Origin of the sequence: Synechococcus sp. N19 (assembly GCF_900474045.1) — a bacterium.
In the GTDB taxonomy this organism is placed as follows: domain Bacteria; phylum Cyanobacteriota; class Cyanobacteriia; order PCC-6307; family Cyanobiaceae; genus Parasynechococcus.
On record NZ_UCNR01000005.1, the window covers coordinates 169,426 to 189,798 of the forward strand.

The window sequence follows — 20,373 nt, forward strand, 5'->3', positions numbered from 1 at the left end:
TTCAATGACCCGTCACATAAATTGCTACGGAAACAGAACAGGCATACGGTTTATCAAGGACTAAAGCGTTGCAAACACAGAGTTATGACTGGGTTCTGGGGTAAAACCACGACTAAGTTGTACAAAAGTTAAGCGACGCAGAACAGCAAAAGGGGGTATGGGGATGCAGCATCAAAGGTCCTCCGTAAATGGGCTTCAGATATTTCTGTGAAATCTGAGTGTGAAGTTAGGTTCTAACTGCCCTGACAGGTGAGGTTTGCGTCTATTGATAGAGAGCAGGCAAGGAGAGCAAATGGTTGGTGACTTCATTCTTTACCTGGCATTAATCCAGCTGGGAGCTACAGCTGCAATTACGGCGATAGTCGTCGGGGATCTGTATTTAATCTATCAATCGGTTCTGAATAAGAGCCCTGACATTTGCGATGGTGTCGACAAGTAGCCCACTCAAGGAGGAGCAACTGACGAGATCAACACTTGGCGGCACAACTGAAAATCGGCCACATGTGGTCGGCAGTCGTCAAGATTGCCCAAAAGCCGGATGCTGGCCTATTGAATCAAGGTCCTGCCACACCGAACGGTCGACACCACATCATCTGTGGCAGTGTCCACTACTCTGTATGTGCACATCTTTGCCTTCGACTTGGTGCGGGCAGTGAGATATGCCGTCAACTCAGTAGCGAGAGAAAGCTCCTTGACCCACTGCTCGGAAGTGACTTTCATCTGCACACTAAACCGATTGGGCTCTCCAGGTATATAGGGCGAGTACAACAGACGAAAGGCTGGCCCGTTAGTGGTAGCAACATCTGTGTCACGTATTTTGGCCCTTAAGGATCAATTCAAGACCCCGAGCCAACTCTGCGCTGACAAATTCGGGCTATTGCGAGGGGTACGTCGGTTGATCGCGAAAGCGGCATCGCCATATCAAGGCTTGGGCCGGTGTTGCTCCGCGTCAACGCCTGAAATGGCTGCGATAATCACTGATGCCTTTTAGAGGGAAGACAGTTCAGCGTTGAAATCGAGTTAGAATTTTGCACTACCAACAAGACAGGAGACAGTTCCCATTCTTCTTGATTACAAGGTGTGGTCTTATTGCTAAACATGGTCAGAATCACAGCCCCCCCCTAAAGGCCCTCACATGAAGCGCGTAATTGCACTTGGGATAATCTCTTTGCTTGTGTCTGCTTGCAGTTCGAACAAACCGACTGAGCCTGGAGTTACTTCGGCGAAGCCTGTAATTAATGAGATTTTCACGGCATCTAAAACGATTGAGGGAGCTTTTCTCAAATATCCTGATGGCAAGGCCGAAATGCGTCTTTATCGAGTTGAAATTCCAGTTGGTGGAAAGATTCCGCTGCACAAGCATCCAGCTCCAATGATGGTTTATGTGCAAGGAGTGAACTCCGGCTCATTGATGAATACTCGAGTGATGTCCGATGGAAGCGAAATCAAAACTATTTTCAAGCCCGGTCAAGCCTTTTTAAAAGGAGTTGACACGCCTCATTACAGTGAAAATGTCGGCAACAAGCCGACTATCCTTTGGGTAACAGTAACATCTGCTGAAGACATGCCAACAACAGTGTTCCTTAACTGAATTCACCATCATGAAATGATTGGAATGCTAGCTGAACCCAGAATTAATACCCATCAGATTTTAGTTTCCACATGTCCTCATGCTGAAACACGCTGTTCCATAGGAGTAAAGTCCCATCCAATCGGTGACTGAATTGGATTGAGTTTTTTGTGCTCTTCGTATAGATCTTCGATTTCTTTGCAGGCCGAGCAATAAGCGGACCATCCAGCCATTCGGCGTGGATTCGCACGCCCGCGTTTGTCAATCGCTTGATCAACAGTGACTCCTTCTGTCTCTGCTTGTTCAAATGCACTTAACAAGGGAATTTGTACGTTGAGAACCTTGATGTCGAATCCTTCAAGACATTCTTTAGCATTTTCAGCTGCAGCCTCTTTGCGTGAGTCAACTTTTACAAGAAGTGCAGCATATGGAATCTTGTATTTGTTTATCATCTGCGCCATCTCAATTGTCAATTCGATTGATCTACTTTGTGTAGTAGTGGGCAGCAAAATGAAGTCAGCACCCTCTACCAAATTCTTCATCTCTTCCTCGTTGCTGCTCGCTTGACCATCCGTAACAACAATCTCTGCTGACCGAGTGGCTTTTGCTGCTGCTTCAATTGGCACAATTGAGCAGGGCAAGAGCCCTCTAGCTCCATAAGCAGTGGCCGATCTATTGCGGTCGGCATCAACAAGGACGACCCGTTTTTGCTGCTGGCTCCAGCTAGCTGCAATGTGAACGCTGCTACATGTTTTGGCGACACCACCTTTCTGACCAAAAACAGTGATGAACATCAGGCAGCAGCTAATGACTTAGCAGCAGGATCGCGTTTTTTTCCTGAAAGGCAATACTTGGGTTGTTACCGCTTCAACCCTGTCAGTGTCTCCCAGCTTCAGGGCCCCTTTTCTCTTGGGGTTAGCCACTCAAGCAATACCCATCATTGGAGCCAGCCACTCGGCATAAAGTGCTGCGAGCACTGACATGTCAAAGGCGTGCACAGCTGGGTTGGTCTTATCTGCCACCCACAGGAGTCCAAAAGGCGCGTTGAGCGCCAGCTGAAGCCGCCACCGCCATGTGATGACTTTCCAAGCCTTCAAAAGGATCGGGTTCTTGATCACGGCTAAGCAGGGCTAAAGATCTGCGGACCCTATCCAGCTATGCGCCCAAAGCGCTGATCACCACATCTCTCTCTTCTGTCATCACCTTGCTGATAGATGACCACGAAACACATATCAATATTTGATCAACAACACAAGTGCCTGGTTAAGTATTCACTTAGATTCGGTTTGGGAGGTGTTGCCGCAGGCTCCGCCTGTAGCACTCACTCCGCAAACACGAATCAAATGAATACTCCATAGAGGACGATTTCACTTGAGTTCATGGTGGTGCCGCTGTGTTAGGGCGTCACGCTGACGGGATCAGATAACGGGTGCTACTACAAGCTGCCTGAAGGCTTGTTCTCCCTGGCGTCTGACAACGCGGATGAGGACTTACTCCCGAAGGTATTCAGAGTCACCCATTTCTTTTACGTGGATTCCAATCCACGAGTTTTTTAATCATCTTTTCTTTGACGATGGTGGAAAGCACTGAGCTATTCCCCCGTTATAGTGCCCGATTACCCAGAGGCCCTCAGGAGAGCCTGCAGCGAGAGATAGGCGCTGCGTGATGGATTGATCATTTAACTAGAAAGAGAGATCTTAGAAGAGCTTCTAGGCCTGTTTCAGCAAGATCCGGGAGTTTCATCGGCATCTTGCGATTCAAAATCTTGCTGACTCAAATATGCAACCACGCATCAATCTTTTTCCATGTAGAAGAAATAGCCTTTCGCAAAACCTCTGGGTCATATCCCTGTCGATAAACATTGGACATCTGACTAATCGACAGCCTGTGACCAAGCAGCGCTTCGATGTGAGCTGGGTCCACTTGATTCCTCCTACCCAAGTCTGTGAGGCCATGCCTAAAGCTATGAGTCGTTAGCTCAGGGTTGATGCTTTTGAGCCTGATGTTGATTTGAGACGCTGTACCCCAACCCTTTTCAAAAGGGAACTGCTTCAAAAGCTCCAATACCTTTGGCGGCAACGGAATAGTTCTGACAGAGGATTTGTTCTTCGCTGTGCCTACAGCAACTTGCATCGTGCCAAGCTCCAAATCGAAGTCTTCACGCTTCCGATTCCTGACCTCGCTGATGCGCGTACCGCAATAGACCTGAATCAGGACAGGGATGAGCTGCCTATTGAGAAGCTTTGGCAGGAGCAAAGACAGATCCCGGTAATCCCGTTCAATTGCTGTGTAGATGTGGTTTGCCTCCCCAGCGCTGTAGTCCGCGGCATCGAAAGGGTTCATGGTCAGCCCCCGAAGCAGGCCTGACTTCATGCACTTAGCAACCAGCCCCGACAGCAATGAGCACTTGCTGTTGATGGTCAGAACAGTGAGGCCTGAATCCTGCATTTGATCGATCCACTCCCTGATCGCTTCTGGGGTTGCTTCAGCGAGCTCGAATGGACACTGCTTGATGGCAATACCCACATTTCGGTGCCAGCTGGCGGAGAAAGGAGACAGGTTCTTCCTTCTGCGGATGCGTTCGACCTCTCGGATGAGATCGTTCCAAGTAGCTGGCACCTCCCTCTTGAGCAGGGCTTGAGCGAGTGCCTCAGTGTTCTTGTCCAGAAATGCTCCGGATCCGTCGTCTTGAGCCCGCTTGCCCGTGTATTGCTCAGCAGTGGTTTGAGGATCAAGGACATCAGAGAGTTCGAGAAGACTGCTGAACTCCTCGGCATCTCGCCACCTCGTCTTACCCTCATCTCTGGCCTTGTGAGCTGCCTCCAGTTCTGCCATCGCTTGGGCAGCTCGACGGTGAGCAACCTCAATGTCTCTGGTCCCCAAAGAACGCATGACACGCTTGCCTCCCAAATGGAGCTGAACGCAATACACTCCGTTCGACCTTTGCTGGATCGGCTTCCTCGGTCTCCCCATGGTTTCAGTACTGCGAGAGTTCTGCGACAGAGAACTGCGAGAGAGTCGTAAAACCCAAGTAGCAGTCAGTCACAGCCTGACTTCATTGTCATCGCAGCCATGACTGAAGCTCCAGCCTCCAGCGCACCCACCGATGGCGCGCGTCTCAGCCGGCGGGGCGTCGAGCGTCTCGACCTATTGCTGCTGACCATTGAGGCTCTTGATCTGAATGGTGGCGAGGCGATGGTCTGGACCAGCAAACAGATGGGTCTCCAGACGCAATTCCCCAACCGGGTTGAACTCTGGAAGCGGCGCTGTCATAACCCGCTTCGGCGCACCACCCGGCGGGACCAGCTCGACCCGGTGGATGCCGAATCCCTGATCTGTCTGGTGTGTGCCATGGCTGATCGGCTCTACCCCATGCTCCATCAACTCCTTTCGAGCCGCGAACCCGAACAACTCACCCAACAGCGTTGGCAGTTGTTCCACGAGCGCCTGCGGGACCTCATCGAAGAGCGGATGAATCCGCGCCGGGAAGCCGTTGTTCGTCTGCTCACCATGGAACCGGCGGGCCAGGTGCACCGCCAGCTGATCAGCACCCTGGCGTTCTGCGCAGGCCCAGGTGGAATCGATCGACTCCGCGCAACCCTGCTCGACCCCACGCCCTAGGCCGACCATGTTGAAAACGACATACCAATACGAACAGACCGCAGCACGGCTGGTGGTGGAAGGCTTTCCCGACCTCTCCGCCGGACAGTCCAATGAGGCGATCGGCATCCTGTCGTCCTGGCGGCTACAGTTGATTGGAGCACCGGAACTGGAAGGAACCCGGGATCATCTCGAGGCTCTGATGGCAGCGGTGATGCCCTACGCCAGGCATCGCTTGTCCGGCGTGCAGCGCTGCTTTGGTCTGGAATGCGGTTTTGTGAGCATCGCGCCGGATCAAGCCAACCATCGACTGGAACTGCGCAGCAGCCGGGAGGGCGTTGAGCCGCTGCAGCTCAAGCTCGATGACGCCGAACTGGCCGATCTGGTGCGTTGCCTTGATCGCTTGCGGCTCGACAACCGGGTCAAGCTGACCTGGACGTTCCCCGAAGACCGCCCGTTGAGGCGTCAGGAGATCTTCGGTCGCATTCCTCTGCAGAAACGCCTCGGACCACCCCTTCTGGCTGGGGTTGCTCTGGCGTGCAGCATCGCCACCGCCTTGCTTGTGCCTCTGCCCCAGGAGATCAAGGAGACATCGCCAACACTGGCACCGGTGGACAAGCCTGAAACGCAGTCCGACCGTTGACGTGCAGGAAACACGCTTCAGAATCGCCGCAGTGACGGCACCCTGATCACACCGATGCCATGAGGAAGGCGCGCCGAAGCAGCAAACGTGATCAACGACGGGTCTTCCGCCCCCGTCGCCGCTTCCCCTATGGCCCCGTCCTGCGGCAGTTGACGGTTGTCATGCTGATGCTGGCTGCTGCCGCAGGGATCGCAGTTCTGCTGAATCAGCTGCCCCAGCAGGTGGACATCATGCTGCTGCTGAGCCAGGCCATTGATGACCTGATTGGCGGCGTTCAGCAACTACTGGAAGCCATGCTCGGGCTCGCCGCCATCGTGCTGATCGCTGCCATCGCGCTTCTGGCGGGCATCCTCTTGCTTGGTGCGCTTTGGAGGTTGATTCGCATCATCCGACTGGTGGTATCGCCCCCTATTCAAGGCAGGCGCTGAAGCCGAACACACCAGACATTCCGTAAAAAATCGGACCAGATCGACCCCGCAGATTGCAGCGCTGGCAGAACTGAACTGGTGATCCACCGAAAGCATGAGCCAGACCGTCGACCACGACATGACAGCCGTCCTCGAGGCCATCGATCACTACAGCGATGGTGATGTCGACCAACCGCAGGAAATCATGGAGGAACTGCAGAAGGGTTGTTCCAACAAGCACAAACGCCTGAACAAAAAGGTCTACGAAAAAGAGCTGGCCAAACTCCAGACGGAACTGGTGAAGATGCAGTACTGGGTGAAAGCCACAGGCTTTCGCATGATCATCCTGTTCGAAGGACGGGACGCCGCAGGCAAGAGAGGATCGATCAAACGGCTGACGGAGTCCTTGAACCCCAGGGGATGCCGGGTGGTAGCCCTGGGCACGCCATCAGAGCATCAGAAAAGCCAGTGGTATTTCCAGCGCTATGTGGAGCATTTTCCCAGTGCCGGAGAAATCGTTGTCTTTGACCGGAGCTAGTACAACCGGGCCGGTGTGGAAAAAGTGATGGGCTTCGCGACACGCGAACAAGTGGAGCAGTTTTATATGTCGCGCCAACAGTTTGAGCAAATGCTGGTGCAGGACGGAATCCTGCTGCTCAAATACTGGTTCTCCATCAACGATGACGAACAGGAAAAACGTTTCCAGGAATGCATTGATAACGAAGAGCGTCGCTGGAAGACGAGTCCGATGGACATCGAGTCGCGCAACCGCTGGGTGGAGTACTCGAAAGCGAAGGACACCATGTTTGCCAAAACGCATATCCCGGAAGCCCCATGGTTCACCGTGGAGGCCAATGACAAGCGCCGCGCCCGCTTGAATTGCCTGCGCCACATTCTCAGCAAGGTGCCCTATGAAGACATGACACCGCCACCCATCAAGATGCCGAAGCGCCCGAAGCAAGGAAGCTACAAGCGGCCTCCTTTCAACGAGCAATTCTTTGTACCCAACAACTATCCCTACAAGGACTGATCAAGCGACTCCATCAAAAACGATTTGCTTGTGAATCCAATCAACCCATCGATGTGCCGCCCTCAGGCAGACCGATGGGTTGCGATTAGAGCAAAGCCATTGCAATCCATACAATCCAAATCAATACGCAAACCAGCAGAACAAATAGATCAACAGTGACATGCCAAACACCAACATCCCAATCGAGGTTTTGATCCGCATCCACTTTTTGTCCCACTTGTAGGGAGCCATCACCACGATCGTAAAAAATGTGAGAGCGGCATACACAACCAAGGTGTGCTTGGGATGTTCCTTGGCAACCAGCATGCTGACGCCATGCCAGAAGAAGGTCAGCATTGAGGCATAGGATAAAATCACTCCGAGGTTGTAAAGCAACTCTTTGCGCTATTTGAGTTGATCAGCAATCGATTGTTGAAGGCGCATCAGAGACAACGAAGGGGCGAGAACTTCAACGTAGCGATCGATCTTGTACCTCACATTCCGAGAAATACGGGGAATATCATCTGCAGCGGGCTTGAGTCATGACAGCAGCACGCTTTAAGGTGATCTATAATCCAGTTCTGCAGGCTTTGCTCGGTTCCTGGCAAGTCCTAATGCGGTGTATCGCCAGTGCACTGTTCCTGGTGGCCCATGGCCTGCTGGTGCTGGAGCACATCACCATTGGAACGGCACTGCATGGGATCGCGGAGTTGTTCCTTGCCCCCTGGGCCATCCGCCACAAAGCCTGGGACATCATCGTGATCGGACTGATTTTCTGCGTCTTCGACCTGTGGGGAACGCTGCGTCTGACCGGCGTGTTGGTCTAAGGCCCTTCAACCACTCAGCCGCTGGGACCAAAACCCAAACAGCTGCCACGACGACCAGAGGAACATCCCCAGGAAGACCCAGTTCAGCCAAGCCGGACGTCGGTCGTTTTCAAACATCTCTCAGGACAGCGAAAGGCGACACCTGACCTTATCGGTGTCAACCGGATCACTTCGCCGAAGAACTCCAATCGGCGGAACGAAACGACACATTGGCACCACCACTGCGTTTCAGGTCGTGCATGCCCTCCAGCTGGTTGTACACCGACAAGAGCTGCCGCCGCATGTGGTCGGTATGGGGCAGATCAGCGATCAAACGCAGCACATCCTCCAGGGATCGCTTGGCATCGATCACCAAACGACAATCGGGGCTTCCAGGCTCGTCACGCATGGGAACAGAAACGATTTCATCCATTCAGAAGAAAATCTCTGCTTGCGGGTGTCTGAATCCCTACCAACGCGGCGATATTCAGCAGAAATTCAGAGTTTGGCCCCGTCCTGCTTCACCCATGCCCCGATCAAGTGGCGTTTCGCGCAGCAGGAAGCCTGAGGCTGCTGAACCACGACAACAACACCAGCAGGGATGAAGCCCAGAGGCAGGCCTGCATGCCCGCGGCTTCGGTTCGGCCGAGCATGAACACTGCCCCCGAGAGCAACGTGCCCACCAAGCGTCCGGCCGCATTGGCCATGTAATAGAAGCCCACATTGAGGCTGACGCTCTCCGCATCGGTGTAAGCCAGCACCATGTAGGAGTGGATCGACGAATTCATCGCGAACACCACCCCAAAGGCGGCAAGGCCTGCGGTGATGGCGACCGCCACATCCACCTGGCGCCACAGCGCCACCGCGATCAGGGCGGGAATGGCGGTGAGCAGAGCACTCCAGAACTGCACAGCAGATGCTCCCGGGGATGTGGTCTGCCCCCAGAGCCGTCTCAGACCAGGCGCTGATCCCTGAACGATGCCGTAGCCAATCACCCAGAGACCGAGGAAGCCACCGATCTCCCAGAAACTCCAGCCCAGGGAGGCCTCAAGGAACACGGGCAAAGCCACCACGAACCAAACATCCCGGGCACCAAACAGAAAGAAGCGCGCCAGGGACAGCACGTTGATGCCCTGGGATTTGGAGAACAGCGACGAAAAGGCCGGCTTGGACTTCATCTTTCCGATCTCCCCGGGCAGCACCAGCGTGAGCAGGAAGGCCAGGGCCAGACCTGCCGCCATCCAGCCAACGACAGTATTGAAGCCAAAGGCAGTGAGCAGCACCCCACCGAGAAAGAAGCCCACACCCTTGAGGGCGTTCTTGGATCCCGTGAGGATCGCCACCCACTTGAACAGCTGCTGCTGCCCCTGCTGCTGATCCTCCGGCGTTTCCGAAACCACCGTCTTGATGGCACTCTTGGCGCTCATCTTGTTGAGATCTTTGGCGATGCCGCTGATGGCCTGGGCGGTCATCACATAGATCACGCTCAACAGTTTCGGCCAACTGGCGGCGACGGGCATCAACATCAACAACGCAAGAATCTGCAGCAGCGTTCCCACCCAGAGGGTGAGCCGCAGCCCGTAGCAGGCACCGATCCAACCGCCGTACAGGTTGGTGAGCACCCCAAACAGCTCATAAAAGAGAAACAGGAAGGCGATCTCGAGGGTGGTGTAGCCGAGTTGATGGAAGTGGAACACCACCAACATCCGCAGGGCCCCATCGGTGAGCGTGAAGGCCCAGTAGTTGGCGGTGACGATGCCGTATTGCTGCAGAGGGGAGAGCTTCATCCGTCCAGACCAACCACGTGGCAGGTGAGATCGGCCATGCGGCAGCTGTAGCCCCATTCGTTGTCGTACCAGGCAAACACCTTCAGCTGATTGCCATCAACAACCATCGTCGAGAGAGCATCGACAATCGAGCTGCGGTTGTCGTTGGTGTAGTCACACGACACCAACGGGCGTTCCTCGTAACCCAGGATTCCCTTCAGAGGCCCTTCCGCAGCTGCTTGGAACGCAGCATTCACCTGCTCCACCGTGACGCTCTGCTTGAGCTCGAACACCGCATCGGTGAGCGATCCATTCAGCAGGGGAACACGAACGGCATGACCGTTGAGCTTGCCCTTCAGCTCAGGGAAGATCATCGCGATCGCCTTGGCCGAACCGGTGGTGGTGGGAATGAGTGAGCTGAGCCCGGAGCGTGCCCGGCGCAGGTCGCTTTTGAAGGAATCGATCGGCACCTGGGTGTTGGTGATGTCGTGAATGGTGGTGATCAGGCCGTGCTCGATGCCGAAGCTCTCGTGCACCACCTTCACCACAGGCGCCAGGCAGTTGGTGGTGCAGGAGGCGGCCGTCACCAACTTGTGGCGCGCCGGTTCATAGAGGTGGTGATTGATCCCGTAAACGATGTTGAGCGCGTCCTCACCGGCAACCACACCCTTCACGGGACAGGCCACCACCACCCGTTTGAGGCCCAGCTGATCGAAATAGGGATTGAGCGTCTCCGGCGTTTTGATCTTGCCGCTGGCTTCAAGCACCATCTCCACCCTCCGATTGCTCCAGGGCACGGCGGTGGGGTCCTTCTCGCTGGACCAGGTGAGTGCGGATCCCTCCACGCTGAATCCATCAGCACTGCTGGTGATGCCTCGATCCCAGCGACCATGCACAGAATCGAACTCCAGCAGGTGGGCCGCCGTTGCTGCATCGCCAGCGGGATCATTGACATGCACCAGTTCGATGCCGGGCCGTCCCCAGAGGGCCCGGAACACCAGGCGCCCAATCCGTCCAAAGCCATTGATGCCGATCCGCATACCAGCTCCTTTGATCAATCAAATTATGTTGATCCAAACAGAGCGGGGGACACTGCTCCTGTGATCCAGAACACCCTCAACAGGGAGCAGTCGAGGCAGCTGCTCAAAGCACTGGCCGACCCGATCCGTCTCGACGTGATCCATGCGCTGGCACAGGGGGAACGATGCGTCTGTGACCTCACCGGTGAGCTCAACCTCTCCCAGTCGAAGCTCTCGTTCCATCTCAGGGTGCTGCGAGAGGCGGGGCTGCTGACGGATCGGCAGAGCGGCCGCTGGATCTACTACCGCCTGCAACCGGACGCCCTGGCAGCCCTGGAAGCCTGGCTGGCCGAACTGCGCCTCCACTGCAGCCAGAGCGCTGCCCCCTGCCCGAGCTGACAATGGACCAACGGCTTTTCTTCCCGGCCACGGAACGCAACCGCGGCCCCATCGGAGATCTGCTGAAGCAGCTCTTGCCTGGCTCAGGAGCCGTGCTGGAACTGGCCAGCGGCAGTGGTGAGCACGCCGTCTGCTTTCAGCAGCGCTTTCCCCATCTGCGCTGGCAGGCCAGCGATCCGGATCCAGACCATCGCGCCAGCATCAACGCCTGGATCCAGCACCAGGCTCTGAGCCAGGTGATGCCAGCAGCCCTCAACCTCGATGTTGAACACCGCCCCTGGCCCCTGCCCCAGAACCTCCAAGGGGCCGTGAAGGCTGTTGTGTGCATCAACCTGCTGCACATCAGTCCAGCCAGCTGCACGGATGCTGTGCTCGAGGAATCAGCCCTGTTGCTGCCCAGCGGCGCCCCCTTGATCATTTATGGCCCATTCAGGCGCAATGGTGCTCACACGAGCGCAAGCAATGCCGCCTTCGACCAATCCCTCAGGGAACGCAACCACCAATGGGGATTGCGGGAGCTGAATCAAGTAACAGCCATCGCCGCCAAGGCTGGCTTCAACACCGAAAACGTGGTCTCCATGCCCGCCAACAATCTGACTTTGGTGTTTCAGCGCGCTTGAGCCCCATCTCGCTTGCCAGCGCCTGGAAGGCCGTCGACAATCACGCGGTATCTCCGGTGTGAGCGATGGATCTGACTGATTTCATAGCGAAGCTGCTGATCGGTTCAGCCATCACTCTGACCCTGGCGTTTCTTTGTAAGACAGTTTTTCCTCGGTTCACGAAGCGAAGCAAAACCGACTTCGACGACTTCGTGCTCAACGCCTTCGCCGCTTCGGTGGTGCCTTTCGGCTTGGTGGTCACTCTGATCCTTGCTCGGGATGATTTGGGCTTGCCCAACAACATTGCAAGGGCTTACGACACATCGCTGCGCATTGTTGGCACAATCATTCTGATTCGGTTGGTCAACCGAATCGGAGCGCGATTCCTTTTCGGATTGGTGCGCCGTGCAGGCGCGGATGATCTTCAACAACTGCTCCAAAGCCTGCTCCCGCTGCTGAAAACCGTGGTGTGGGCGATCGGCACCTTGTTGGTGCTGCAGAGCCTGGGCGTGAAGATGACGGTGATCTGGGGTTTGCTCAGTGCCGGCGGCATCGGCATTGGCTTGGCCCTGAAAGAACCGGCCCAGGAATTGTTCGCCTACCTGATGATTCTTCTGGACAAGCCTTTCACCGTTGGGCAATTCATCACGGTGGGCTCCACCTCGGCAACGGTGGAACGCATCGGGGTTCGCTCCACCCATCTGCGCAGCCTGCGCGGCGAACAGGTGGTGATGAGCAACTCATCCCTTACAGGCTCAACCATCCTCAATTTCGCTGAAATGGCGCAACGCCGGATGATCTATTCAATTGGCGTCACCTACAACACATCGCTCGAGCAGATGAAGGCAATCCCGACGATGGTTCAGGCCGTGATCGATGATCAGGCCCACAGCACCTTCAACCGCTGCCACTTCACCGAATTTGCTGATTCAAGCTTGAATTTTGAACTGGTTTATTACATCGACACCCGTGATTTCACGGTCGCTCTGAACGAACAGCAAGCCATCAACCTCGGAATCATGGAGGCCTTCGCCCAAGCAGGAATCGACTTTGCCTTCCCAAGCAGGACGCTCTACTTGGAGGGAGATTCACTCGCCGGCAAAGCCTCCTGAGCCGTCGGCACAGCTGAGCGCCAAACAACACCCCCGATCAACAGGGCCAAGGCCGCCACAGCAGCGGTGAAGGGGATCAGACGACGACGATCAGAACTGGAAGCAAGGGCGATCGGGCTGGAGAGGTTGTCGCGTCGTGACGCCAGAAATGCGCCCTGCCGGCAGCGGGTGCACACCGTGTTGGTGACGCCTGCACTCTTCAACTTGAAGCCGTAACGCCCCGGAATCTCAACGGGTGTTCCACAGCTGGAACAAGGGAGAGAAAAAACTGCCATGGGGAATCTGCCCTCAATTCAGATCTATCACCCCGGTTTCACTCCAACGGAACGTCTCCCGTGGCACAAACAGAACCCCAGCAGAGGCTGTGGTCCGCCGTCCAGAAGGGTTGCACCTCCCGCCAGTCGTCGCCCTCACCAACCCGCATCATCATCAGGCCGCTGCCGTCATGGACAAATTCGACGCGCTGCTGATTCCAGGTCAACACCCAGCGCTCTCCAGGACTGGCGGCCACCATCCGACAGGGACTCCAGGCCTGCTGCGCGATCCGGCAGCGCATCGAAGCCGCTGCTGCTGAGCTCCCAGCTGAAGAGCTGCCCATCAGCAGCAGAGCAGCAGTCCAGAGCTGAATGCGAAACACAGACACTGACTCGGCAGCACGCTGGCGAAAGGCCTCCTTTTCACCATGGGGCCGGGCGATGGTCACGCCGTTGAGGCGCACCGGATCTCTTCAGGGTTTGGTGTCTGTCAGGATTTGATCAGACCAGTTGCTGATCGTGCCGCGTTTTCAAGCCCGCGTCCTCGTGCGTCTGCGCCCCTCCGTACTCGATCCAGCCGGAGAAGCCGCGCGTGGTGCCGCTGAACGACTTGGGGTGGAAGGCCTCAGCAAGCTGCGGATCGGTAAAGCCGTGGAAATGGAGCTTGAGGCTCCTGATGAGGCCGAGGCCCGCCGCAGGTTGGAACTGCTCAGTGATCGCTTGCTGGCCAACCCGGTGATCGAAGACTGGAGCCTGGAGCTGGAGCAGTCATGAGCATCGGGGTCATCGTTTTTCCCGGCTCCAACTGCGACCGGGATGTTCAATGGGCAACCGAGGGTTGCCTTGGGATGAGCACGCGTCGGGTCTGGCATGAGGAAACCGACCTCAGCGGCTTTGACGCCATCGTTCTGCCGGGCGGTTTCAGCTACGGCGACTACCTGCGTTGCGGCGCCATTGCCCGCTTCGCACCAGCCCTGCAGTCCTTGATCGACTTTGCCGCCAAGGGCGGTCGCGTGCTCGGCATCTGCAACGGATTTCAGGTGCTCACCGAACTGGGCCTGCTCCCCGGCGCCCTCACCAGGAACCGCGATCTGCACTTCATCTGTGAAGACGCACCCCTCAAGGTGGTGAGCCAGCGCACGGCCTGGATGCAGGGGTACAACGACGGGGCCCTGACCCTGCCGATCGCCCACGGTGAAGGCCGCTACCAGTGCAGCGATGACACGCTCAAGCAGCTGCAGGACGACGACGCCATCGCCCTGAGCTACGGCAACAACCCCAACGGGTCGGTGTCCGACATCGCAGGCATCACCAATGCAAGCGGCAGCGTTCTGGGCCTGATGCCCCACCCCGAGCGTGCCTGTGATCCGGCCACGGGAGGAACCGACGGCCGCCGCATGCTGGAAGCCCTGCTGGGCTGATGCCAACCCGCCGGACGCTGCTGATCTCAGGAGCATCCACGATCATCACGGCCCTGCTCTCCCCCAGGGCCATGGCGGCCCAGCGCAGGCTGAAACCCTTGAAGCCTGGATCACGCATCCGCGCCGTGAATCCCGGCACCTGGATGGATCCGGACACATATCTCCAAGCCTTGCGCGAACGCTGCGATCAACAGCAGTGGCACCTGGAGATTCCCGCGGCCGTCACCCGTCAATGGCGCTATTTCTCGGGAACCGACCAGGAACGGGTTGAGGATCTGAGATCAGCCTGGAACGATCCAACGCTGGATGCCGTGGTGACCCTTGGCGGGGGCTGGGGGGCCGCCCGTGTGCTCGAAGCCGGTTTTCGTTTTCCGCGCCATCCCAAATGGAGCCTGGGGTTCTCCGACACCAGCTCCCTGCTGCTGGCCCAGTGGGCCGCTGGCCTGCCGGGGGCCATCCATGGATCCAGCGGCGGCACAGAGACGCAATGGCAACGCACGGTGGACTTGCTCTGCGGGCGTCCGGTGGCGCCCCTGCTGGGCGAGCCACGACGGCGGGGGATCGCCCGCGGACCCTTGGTGGTCACCAACCTGACCGTGGCGACCCATCTGATCGGCACAGCCTGGCTTCCCTCCCTGAAGGGGGCCATCCTGGTGCTGGAAGACGAGGGCGAAGCGCCCTACCGGGTGGATCGGATGCTGACCCAGTGGCGCAGCGCAGGCCTGTTGCAGCAGTTGGCGGGGGTGGCCTGCGGCCGCTTCAGCTGGGCTGAAGACGACATCCTTCCCGGTGATTTCACGATGGACGAGATCCTGGAGGAACGCCTGGGCGATCTGGGCATTCCACTGGTGCTGAATCTGCCGCTGGGCCATGGCCGGCCCAACCAGGCCTTGCCCCTGGGAGCGCAGGCACAACTGGACGGCAAGCACGGCCTGCTCAGCCTGATGTGATGGCCTGGTCAAAACGTGACGCTGCTCACGAGCAGCACCACAAAAGAAGGGGGCCTTTCGGCCCCCAGCGAGTGATCGGTTGATCGTGATGATCAGGCAGCGACGGCAGCCTTGGGATCGAGAGCACCCTTGGCGTAGAGGCCGGCGTAGTAGGTGATGCTCTGCTGCTGGATCTTGCTGGCGTTGCCGGCAGCCCAGAACTGCTGGTAACGGTCCAGGCAGACCTGCTTCATGTACTTGCGAGCCGGCTTGTTGAAGTGGCGGGGGTCGAAGTTGGAAGGATCGGCCATGGCCGCTTCACGCACAGCAGCGGTGAAGGCGAGACGGTTGTCAGTGTCGATGTTCACCTTGCGAACACCGTTGCGGATGCCTTCCTGGATTTCCTCGACGGGAACGCCGTAGGTCTCGGGGATAGCACCACCGTGCTTGTTGATCATCTCCAGCCATTCCTGGGGAACGGAGGAGGAGCCGTGCATCACCAGGTGGGTGTTGGGGATGGCTTTGTGGATCTCAGCAATGCGGCTGATGGCCAGCACTTCACCCGTGGGCTTGCGGGTGAACTTGTAAGCGCCGTGGCTGGTGCCGATGGCGATGGCCAGGGCGTCGCACTTGGTCTTGGCGACGAAGTCGGCAGCCTCAGCGGGATCGGTGAGCAGCATGTCCTTGGACAGCTCGCCTTCGAAACCGTGGCCGTCTTCGGCTTCACCCTTGCCGGTTTCCAGGGAGCCCAGGCAACCCAGCTCACCCTCAACGCTCACACCCACGGAGTGAGCGAAGTCCACCACCTGCTTGGTGACGTTGACGTTGTAGTCGTAGCTGGCGGGAGTCTTGGCGTCGGCTTCCAGGGAACCGTCCATCATCACGGAGGTGAAACCGTTGATGGCAGCGGAGTAGCAGGTGTCAGGAGCGTTGCCGTGGTCCTGGTGCATCACCACAGGGATGTGGGGATAGGTCTCAGTCGCGGCCAGGATCAGGTGACGCAGGAAGATCTCACCGGCGTAGCTACGGGCTCCGCGGGAAGCCTGGAGGATCACAGGGCTGTCGGTCTCGTCAGCCGCTTCCATGATGGCCTGGACCTGCTCCAGATTGTTCACATTGAACGCAGGAATGCCGTAGCCGTTTTCAGCGGCGTGGTCGAGCAGGAGCCGAAGCGGAACGAGCGCCATAGGAAAAGTCTGAAACGGAGAACCTTGACGGATAAGACTCCGCCGGGCGACGACTTTACCTAGTTGTGTTCAAATTGTCACCAAGCCCTGTTGAACCAACGACAGAGCTTGGTGAAATCCGATTCAGTAGGTGTAACCAGCGACAAACAGCTGCTCATCCGAGGAAGGCTGTGATCCAGGCACGTACTGACCTCGAGAAGCTTCAGAGTTGGCCTGAGCTCTTGCAAGCAGGGCTTTCTGACCAGCTTCCAGGTTGGAGCCAGCCCAGCCTTTGAGGCAGGAGTGCTGAAGAGCACGGCCATAGGAGAAACCCAGGTTCCACTTGGCTTTGCGCTCAATGCTGTTCATGTGATTGAGGTAAACAGAGGCGGCCTCCTCACTCAGACCTCCGGAGAGGAACACGATGCCGGGGACACTGGCAGGAACACTTCTCTCAAGGGTTCGCACCGTCATGGCAGCAACTTTTGCTGGATCGGCCTTCTCAGCACAATCAGCCCCTTGAACGGTCATGGAAGGCTTCAGAAGAGTGCCTTCGAGCAGAACACCGTTGGCGTGACAAGCGTGATAAACCTCCTGAATCACATGCTCCTGGATACGAGCTGTGGTTTCGATGCTGTGATTGCCGTCCATCAGGATTTCGGGCTCCACGATCGGCACCAAACCTGATTCCTGAACAGAGCGGGCATAACGGGCAAGGCCCCAAGCGTTTTCGCGAATGGAGAGCGCTGAAGGACAGCCATCTGCCGTGATCTGCAGCACAGCACGCCACTTAGCGAAGCGTGCACCTTGGGCGTAGTAGTCGGCAGCACGCTCAACCAACCCATCAAGGCCGGTGCAAAGCGTCTCGACGGCATTGGCTCCACCCAGGGGCCTCAGGCCCTTATCAACCTTGATGCCGGGGATGATTCCAAGCTTGCCCAATTTGTCGACCATCGACTCGCCATCGGCGTGGCTTTGGAACAGGGTCTCTTCGTAAAGAATGGCGCCGCTGATGAATTCACCCAAGCCTGCTGTGGTGAAGAGCATTCCGCGGTAAGCCTGACGGTTCGCTTCCGTGTTCTCGACACCGATTGAGCCGAGACGTTTACCAATTGTCTTGGTGGATTCGTCAACAGCCAAGATCCCCTTACCAGGAGCGGCTAGGGCTTGGGCTGTAGCCATCAGTTCCGAGGAGTAATCCGCCAGAGCCATGGGGTCGATTCAGTGGAAAGCAATTCTTCGATCTGAAGCGACAAACCAATTGACTTGAGTTACAAAAACGCCTTCAAATTGGAACCAAGGGATTGCATCATTTGGCGCAATCAGTTGTGAGCAAGTGACGTCTGTGCTTGGTCGCAGGCCACACGACTAGCCACGCCCTCGGCCAGTCCAGGCAGCATCGGTCGCCCACTGCGGATGCTCTGGGCCCACCAGCCGAGCACCCTGGCCACAGGGGCGATGCGGCCATCCGCCCAGGTTTCCGGAAAGGCGAAGTCGGCATCAGCTTCCACGGCGCGGAAGGGCTCACCGAGCGGGGCGTGCTGCAGCTCAAAGCCATGGACGTAGTCCTTCTGATTGGTGCTGCTGAGCAGCAGCGACCCCGACGACCCCACCACATCCAGGCAGAACCCGCGACCGTTGCGCGACACGGAACTGAGGCTGACCTGCGCCGGCACCGGCAGGTCCGGCCTTCCCTGCCAATGGGCCACGGTCTGCAGCAGCGACACATCGGGGGCATCCACATCTGCCAGAACACCATCGGGATGAGGGCGCTGCTTGATCGAAACGCTGTTCAGGGCCTGGACGGTCCCCAGGGGACCGATAAGCCAGGCCAGCATGTCCATGGCATGCGTTCCGAGCGCTCCGATCACACCGCCACCCTGATCCGCCTGGGCATACCAGTTCCAGCCGCGCTGGGGATCGGCACGGCTGCCCATCAACCAGTCGAGCTTCACCAGCCAGGGTGTGCCGACGGCACCGGCCTGCAGAAGGCGTGCGGCCTGCATGAACAGGGGAACAGAGCGGTATTCGTAATCCACAGCCACCGACAGCCCTCGTGCCAGGGCCAGTCGCTGCAGCTCGCGGGCTTGATCGGCATGCAGCGCGATGGGCTTCTCCAGCAGCAGATGCTTGCCCGCCTCCAGGGCCCGGCGGGCCAGTTCGAAGCGGGGTGCAGGGGGTGTGGCGATGATCACCGCATCCACCGCGGGATCAGCCAGCAGAACGTCCCAATCATTGAATCCTTTCAAGCCATGGGCAGCCGTGGCGGCATCCAAGCGCTCCTGGCGTGGGTGCCAAAGCGCCACAGCCTCAAGATCAGTCGTTGCCGCAAGGGCCGGAAGGTGCACCTTCTCCCCGAAGCCGAGACCGGCTACGGCAACACCAAGGGGTTGTGGAGACATCTCAGCTGGGGAGGGGTTCGGTGCAAACAGCCTCAATCACGGAGGTGATCAGCCCGTCATCCCCTGCAGGCTGCCATTGGGCGCGAAAACGCGGCAAACCATTCACCTGTTTATCGCGATACAGCTCCTGGGAGCAGTCCAGTTGCATCACATAGAGCTCGCCGGATGGCTGGTCTCCGTCCTCGCTGACCGCTGGAGTGAACCGGCTGAGCACGGTTCGGTATCCATCCCGATCGATGCGCACACTGCCTCGGTCCCACCACTGCTGGCCCGCGTCGGTGGCAGGAACCTCAATCCATTCCACAGGGCCCGCCAGAACGGGAGCGACCCAACAGACCAAAGACAGGATCAGAACAAAACCAGCTCGAATCATGCGCTGGTGAGCTCCATCGGTTTGCAGCCATGCAGGCGCAGGAGATTGGCCAGGGTGGAGCGCAGCTGGGTGCGGGGAACGATCGTGTCCACGAAGCCGTGCTCCTGCAGATATTCAGCCGTCTGGAAATTGTCGGGCAGCTTCTCCCGCAGGGTCTGCTCGATCACCCGGCGCCCAGCAAAACCAATCAAAGCCTTCGGTTCCGCCAGGATCAGGTCGCCCAGCATGGCGAAACTGGCGGTCACACCCCCCGTGGTGGGGTGGGTGAGCAAGGGCATGTAGAGCAGCTCGGCTTCGCGGTGGCGTTCCAGCGCGCCGGAGATCTTCGCCATCTGCATCAGGCTGAGCATCCCCTCCTGCATCCGGGCACCGCCGGAGGCGCAGACGATCAGCAGCGGCAGCTTGCGGGCAGTGGACTCCTCGATCAGACGGGTGATTTTCTCCCCAACCACCGAGCCCATCGATCCCCCCATGAAGCGGAAGTCCATTGCTGCCAGGCCCATGGGGATGCCTTCCACCCGGCAGAGCCCGGTGACCACACCATCCCGCAGCCCCGTCGAGGCCTGACTTTCCCGCAGCCGGTCGGCGTAGGCGCGCCGGTCTTTGAATCCGAGAGGATCCACCGGTGACAGATCCGCATTCAGCACCTGGAAGCTGTCGGGGTCCGCAATCAGTGCGATGCGTTCAGCACTGTCGATCCGGTGGTGATAGCCGCAGTTGGCGCAAACACTGGCGTTGAGTTTCAGGTCTTTGAGATAAACGACCTGACCACACTCCGGGCATTTGCTCCACAACCCATCGCCTTCATCGGGTTCCTGCTTGACGTTGGCGACGTACTGACCCTTGCGGCGATCAGCAAACCAATCGAACAGAGACACACAGGGCCGTCAGCTCACAC

General features: G+C 57.7%; 25 protein-coding genes and 1 pseudogene. 12 read left to right on the forward strand and 14 right to left on the reverse strand.

All coding sequences use genetic code 11. The features are described from left to right. Positions 1-1,135: 1,135 nt before the first annotated feature. Positions 1,136-1,591 carry a cupin domain-containing protein gene (locus tag DXY02_RS02785; RefSeq protein WP_114987904.1) on the forward strand — a complete coding sequence of 152 codons (456 nt, stop codon included), beginning with the start codon at positions 1,136-1,138 and terminating at the stop codon, positions 1,589-1,591. Between the two features lie 77 nt (positions 1,592-1,668). Here DXY02_RS02785 and DXY02_RS02790 read toward each other — a convergent pair whose 3' ends face one another. The 3 genes from DXY02_RS02790 to DXY02_RS02800 form a co-directional block, all read right to left on the reverse strand. Then, the gene (locus DXY02_RS02790; RefSeq protein WP_114987905.1) at positions 1,669-2,364 is read right to left on the reverse strand and encodes a ParA family protein; all 696 of its coding nucleotides are present in this window, start codon (positions 2,362-2,364) and stop codon (positions 1,669-1,671) included. A gap of 129 nt (positions 2,365-2,493) precedes the next feature. Beyond that, positions 2,494-2,688, reverse strand: a complete 195-nt coding sequence (locus DXY02_RS02795) for a hypothetical protein (protein ID WP_114987906.1) — start codon at positions 2,686-2,688, stop codon at positions 2,494-2,496. Positions 2,689-3,343: 655 nt separating this feature from the next. Further along, on the reverse strand, positions 3,344-4,405 hold the full coding sequence (locus DXY02_RS02800; RefSeq protein ID WP_170951455.1) for a hypothetical protein: 1,062 nt from the start codon (positions 4,403-4,405) through the stop codon (positions 3,344-3,346). Positions 4,406-4,642: 237 nt separating this feature from the next. On the opposite strand from DXY02_RS02800, the gene DXY02_RS02805 reads away from it, so the two are divergent. From DXY02_RS02805 to ppk2, 4 genes and pseudogenes are all read left to right on the forward strand, one after another. Further along, positions 4,643-5,191: a DUF3038 domain-containing protein gene (locus DXY02_RS02805; protein WP_114987908.1), complete on the forward strand. Its 549-nt coding sequence runs from the start codon at positions 4,643-4,645 to the stop codon at positions 5,189-5,191. 7 nt (positions 5,192-5,198) lie between these two features. Continuing rightward, positions 5,199-5,813 (forward strand): DUF4335 domain-containing protein, encoded by a 615-nt coding sequence (locus tag DXY02_RS02810; RefSeq protein ID WP_114987909.1) that lies wholly within the window; start codon positions 5,199-5,201, stop codon positions 5,811-5,813. Positions 5,814-5,872: 59 nt separating this feature from the next. Continuing rightward, the gene (locus tag DXY02_RS02815; RefSeq protein WP_114987910.1) at positions 5,873-6,241 is read left to right on the forward strand and encodes a hypothetical protein; all 369 of its coding nucleotides are present in this window, start codon (positions 5,873-5,875) and stop codon (positions 6,239-6,241) included. A gap of 184 nt (positions 6,242-6,425) precedes the next feature. After that, positions 6,426-7,250, forward strand: a pseudogene (gene ppk2 / locus DXY02_RS02820) (polyphosphate kinase 2). Positions 7,251-7,370: 120 nt separating this feature from the next. Here ppk2 and DXY02_RS02825 read toward each other — a convergent pair. Continuing rightward, entirely contained in the window at positions 7,371-7,625 is a 255-nt protein-coding gene (locus DXY02_RS02825) for a hypothetical protein (RefSeq protein ID WP_114987911.1), read from the reverse strand. A gap of 218 nt (positions 7,626-7,843) precedes the next feature. On the opposite strand from DXY02_RS02825, the gene DXY02_RS02830 reads away from it, so the two are divergent. Beyond that, positions 7,844-8,056, forward strand: coding sequence for a hypothetical protein (locus DXY02_RS02830; protein WP_011364797.1), 213 nt, complete (start codon positions 7,844-7,846; stop codon positions 8,054-8,056). 166 nt (positions 8,057-8,222) lie between these two features. Here the strand turns inward: DXY02_RS02830 and DXY02_RS02835 are convergent, their stop codons facing one another. The 3 genes from DXY02_RS02835 to DXY02_RS02845 form a co-directional block, all read right to left on the reverse strand. Beyond that, a complete protein-coding gene (locus DXY02_RS02835) occupies positions 8,223-8,444 on the reverse strand; it encodes a hypothetical protein (protein ID WP_041435027.1) in 222 nt (73 codons plus the stop codon). Between the two features lie 127 nt (positions 8,445-8,571). Then, complete coding sequence (arsJ, locus tag DXY02_RS02840) at positions 8,572-9,822, reverse strand: organoarsenical effux MFS transporter ArsJ (protein ID WP_114987912.1); 1,251 nt, start codon at positions 9,820-9,822, stop codon at positions 8,572-8,574. Continuing rightward, positions 9,819-10,841: an ArsJ-associated glyceraldehyde-3-phosphate dehydrogenase gene (locus DXY02_RS02845; RefSeq protein WP_114987913.1), complete on the reverse strand. Its 1,023-nt coding sequence runs from the start codon at positions 10,839-10,841 to the stop codon at positions 9,819-9,821. Before DXY02_RS02845 ends, arsJ begins: the two co-directional genes overlap by 4 nt. A gap of 60 nt (positions 10,842-10,901) precedes the next feature. Between DXY02_RS02845 and DXY02_RS02850 the strand changes: the two genes are divergently transcribed. The 3 genes from DXY02_RS02850 (at position 10,902) to DXY02_RS02860 (ending at position 12,930) form a co-directional block, all read left to right on the forward strand. Continuing rightward, positions 10,902-11,219 (forward strand): metalloregulator ArsR/SmtB family transcription factor, encoded by a 318-nt coding sequence (locus DXY02_RS02850; RefSeq protein WP_114987914.1) that lies wholly within the window; start codon positions 10,902-10,904, stop codon positions 11,217-11,219. A 2-nt stretch (positions 11,220-11,221) separates the two neighbouring features. Continuing rightward, positions 11,222-11,839: a DUF938 domain-containing protein gene (locus tag DXY02_RS02855; protein ID WP_114987915.1), complete on the forward strand. Its 618-nt coding sequence runs from the start codon at positions 11,222-11,224 to the stop codon at positions 11,837-11,839. Between the two features lie 65 nt (positions 11,840-11,904). Continuing rightward, a complete protein-coding gene (locus tag DXY02_RS02860; RefSeq protein ID WP_114987916.1) occupies positions 11,905-12,930 on the forward strand; it encodes a mechanosensitive ion channel family protein in 1,026 nt (341 codons plus the stop codon). On the opposite strand, the gene DXY02_RS02865 is transcribed toward DXY02_RS02860, so the two are convergent. Together DXY02_RS02865 and DXY02_RS02870 are read right to left on the reverse strand one after the other, a co-directional pair. After that, positions 12,891-13,205, reverse strand: a complete 315-nt coding sequence (locus tag DXY02_RS02865) for a Tat pathway signal protein (protein ID WP_114987917.1) — start codon at positions 13,203-13,205, stop codon at positions 12,891-12,893. The two genes, DXY02_RS02860 and DXY02_RS02865, sit on opposite strands and share 40 nt — an antisense overlap. A 38-nt stretch (positions 13,206-13,243) precedes the next feature. Then, the gene (locus tag DXY02_RS02870; protein WP_114987918.1) at positions 13,244-13,648 is read right to left on the reverse strand and encodes a hypothetical protein; all 405 of its coding nucleotides are present in this window, start codon (positions 13,646-13,648) and stop codon (positions 13,244-13,246) included. 55 nt (positions 13,649-13,703) lie between these two features. Here DXY02_RS02870 and purS point away from each other — a divergent pair, with 55 nt between their 5' ends. The 3 genes from purS to DXY02_RS02885 are packed head-to-tail and all read left to right on the forward strand — an operon-like array spanning position 13,704 to position 15,555. Then, positions 13,704-13,958 carry a phosphoribosylformylglycinamidine synthase subunit PurS gene (gene purS, locus DXY02_RS02875; protein WP_011364806.1) on the forward strand — a complete coding sequence of 85 codons (255 nt, stop codon included), beginning with the start codon at positions 13,704-13,706 and terminating at the stop codon, positions 13,956-13,958. Then, entirely contained in the window at positions 13,955-14,605 is a 651-nt protein-coding gene (gene purQ / locus DXY02_RS02880; protein ID WP_114987919.1) for a phosphoribosylformylglycinamidine synthase subunit PurQ, read from the forward strand. The genes purS and purQ overlap by 4 nt, the downstream gene beginning before the upstream one ends. Beyond that, on the forward strand, positions 14,605-15,555 hold the full coding sequence (locus DXY02_RS02885; protein ID WP_114987920.1) for an LD-carboxypeptidase: 951 nt from the start codon (positions 14,605-14,607) through the stop codon (positions 15,553-15,555). Before purQ ends, DXY02_RS02885 begins: the two co-directional genes overlap by 1 nt. Positions 15,556-15,647: 92 nt before the next feature. On the opposite strand, the gene fba is transcribed toward DXY02_RS02885, so the two are convergent. From fba to accD, 5 genes are all read right to left on the reverse strand, one after another. Continuing rightward, entirely contained in the window at positions 15,648-16,721 is a 1,074-nt protein-coding gene (gene fba, locus DXY02_RS02890) for a class II fructose-bisphosphate aldolase (protein WP_114987921.1), read from the reverse strand. Positions 16,722-16,844: 123 nt separating this feature from the next. Further along, positions 16,845-17,912 carry a class I fructose-bisphosphate aldolase gene (locus DXY02_RS02895; RefSeq protein ID WP_114987922.1) on the reverse strand — a complete coding sequence of 356 codons (1,068 nt, stop codon included), beginning with the start codon at positions 17,910-17,912 and terminating at the stop codon, positions 16,845-16,847. A gap of 110 nt (positions 17,913-18,022) precedes the next feature. Then, complete coding sequence (locus DXY02_RS02900; protein WP_114987923.1) at positions 18,023-19,102, reverse strand: Gfo/Idh/MocA family protein; 1,080 nt, start codon at positions 19,100-19,102, stop codon at positions 18,023-18,025. 1 nt (position 19,103) lies between these two features. Beyond that, positions 19,104-19,475, reverse strand: coding sequence for a hypothetical protein (locus tag DXY02_RS02905; RefSeq protein WP_114987924.1), 372 nt, complete (start codon positions 19,473-19,475; stop codon positions 19,104-19,106). Further along, positions 19,472-20,353, reverse strand: coding sequence for an acetyl-CoA carboxylase, carboxyltransferase subunit beta (accD, locus tag DXY02_RS02910; RefSeq protein WP_114987925.1), 882 nt, complete (start codon positions 20,351-20,353; stop codon positions 19,472-19,474). Before accD ends, DXY02_RS02905 begins: the two co-directional genes overlap by 4 nt. Positions 20,354-20,373 lie beyond the last annotated feature (20 nt).

What these genes read in the sequence shown, in the direction of transcription:
- DXY02_RS02785 (WP_114987904.1), top strand. Translation starts at nt 1,136, where the DNA reads ATGAAGCGCGTAATTGCACTTGGGATAATCTCTTTGCTTGTGTCTGCT.
- DXY02_RS02790 (WP_114987905.1), bottom strand. Translation starts at nt 2,364, where the DNA reads ATGTTCATCACTGTTTTTGGTCAGAAAGGTGGTGTCGCCAAAACATGT.
- DXY02_RS02800 (WP_170951455.1), bottom strand. Translation starts at nt 4,405, where the DNA reads ATGGCAGAACTGGAGGCAGCTCACAAGGCCAGAGATGAGGGTAAGACG.
- DXY02_RS02805 (WP_114987908.1), top strand. Translation starts at nt 4,643, where the DNA reads ATGACTGAAGCTCCAGCCTCCAGCGCACCCACCGATGGCGCGCGTCTC.
- DXY02_RS02810 (WP_114987909.1), top strand. Translation starts at nt 5,199, where the DNA reads ATGTTGAAAACGACATACCAATACGAACAGACCGCAGCACGGCTGGTG.
- DXY02_RS02815 (WP_114987910.1), top strand. Translation starts at nt 5,873, where the DNA reads ATGAGGAAGGCGCGCCGAAGCAGCAAACGTGATCAACGACGGGTCTTC.
- DXY02_RS02830 (WP_011364797.1), top strand. Translation starts at nt 7,844, where the DNA reads ATGCGGTGTATCGCCAGTGCACTGTTCCTGGTGGCCCATGGCCTGCTG.
- DXY02_RS02835 (WP_041435027.1), bottom strand. Translation starts at nt 8,444, where the DNA reads ATGCGTGACGAGCCTGGAAGCCCCGATTGTCGTTTGGTGATCGATGCC.
- arsJ (WP_114987912.1), bottom strand. Translation starts at nt 9,822, where the DNA reads ATGAAGCTCTCCCCTCTGCAGCAATACGGCATCGTCACCGCCAACTAC.
- DXY02_RS02845 (WP_114987913.1), bottom strand. Translation starts at nt 10,841, where the DNA reads ATGCGGATCGGCATCAATGGCTTTGGACGGATTGGGCGCCTGGTGTTC.
- DXY02_RS02855 (WP_114987915.1), top strand. Translation starts at nt 11,222, where the DNA reads ATGGACCAACGGCTTTTCTTCCCGGCCACGGAACGCAACCGCGGCCCC.
- DXY02_RS02860 (WP_114987916.1), top strand. Translation starts at nt 11,905, where the DNA reads ATGGATCTGACTGATTTCATAGCGAAGCTGCTGATCGGTTCAGCCATC.
- DXY02_RS02865 (WP_114987917.1), bottom strand. Translation starts at nt 13,205, where the DNA reads ATGGCAGTTTTTTCTCTCCCTTGTTCCAGCTGTGGAACACCCGTTGAG.
- purQ (WP_114987919.1), top strand. Translation starts at nt 13,955, where the DNA reads ATGAGCATCGGGGTCATCGTTTTTCCCGGCTCCAACTGCGACCGGGAT.
- DXY02_RS02885 (WP_114987920.1), top strand. Translation starts at nt 14,605, where the DNA reads ATGCCAACCCGCCGGACGCTGCTGATCTCAGGAGCATCCACGATCATC.
- fba (WP_114987921.1), bottom strand. Translation starts at nt 16,721, where the DNA reads ATGGCGCTCGTTCCGCTTCGGCTCCTGCTCGACCACGCCGCTGAAAAC.
- DXY02_RS02895 (WP_114987922.1), bottom strand. Translation starts at nt 17,912, where the DNA reads ATGGCTCTGGCGGATTACTCCTCGGAACTGATGGCTACAGCCCAAGCC.
- DXY02_RS02900 (WP_114987923.1), bottom strand. Translation starts at nt 19,102, where the DNA reads ATGTCTCCACAACCCCTTGGTGTTGCCGTAGCCGGTCTCGGCTTCGGG.
- DXY02_RS02905 (WP_114987924.1), bottom strand. Translation starts at nt 19,475, where the DNA reads ATGATTCGAGCTGGTTTTGTTCTGATCCTGTCTTTGGTCTGTTGGGTC.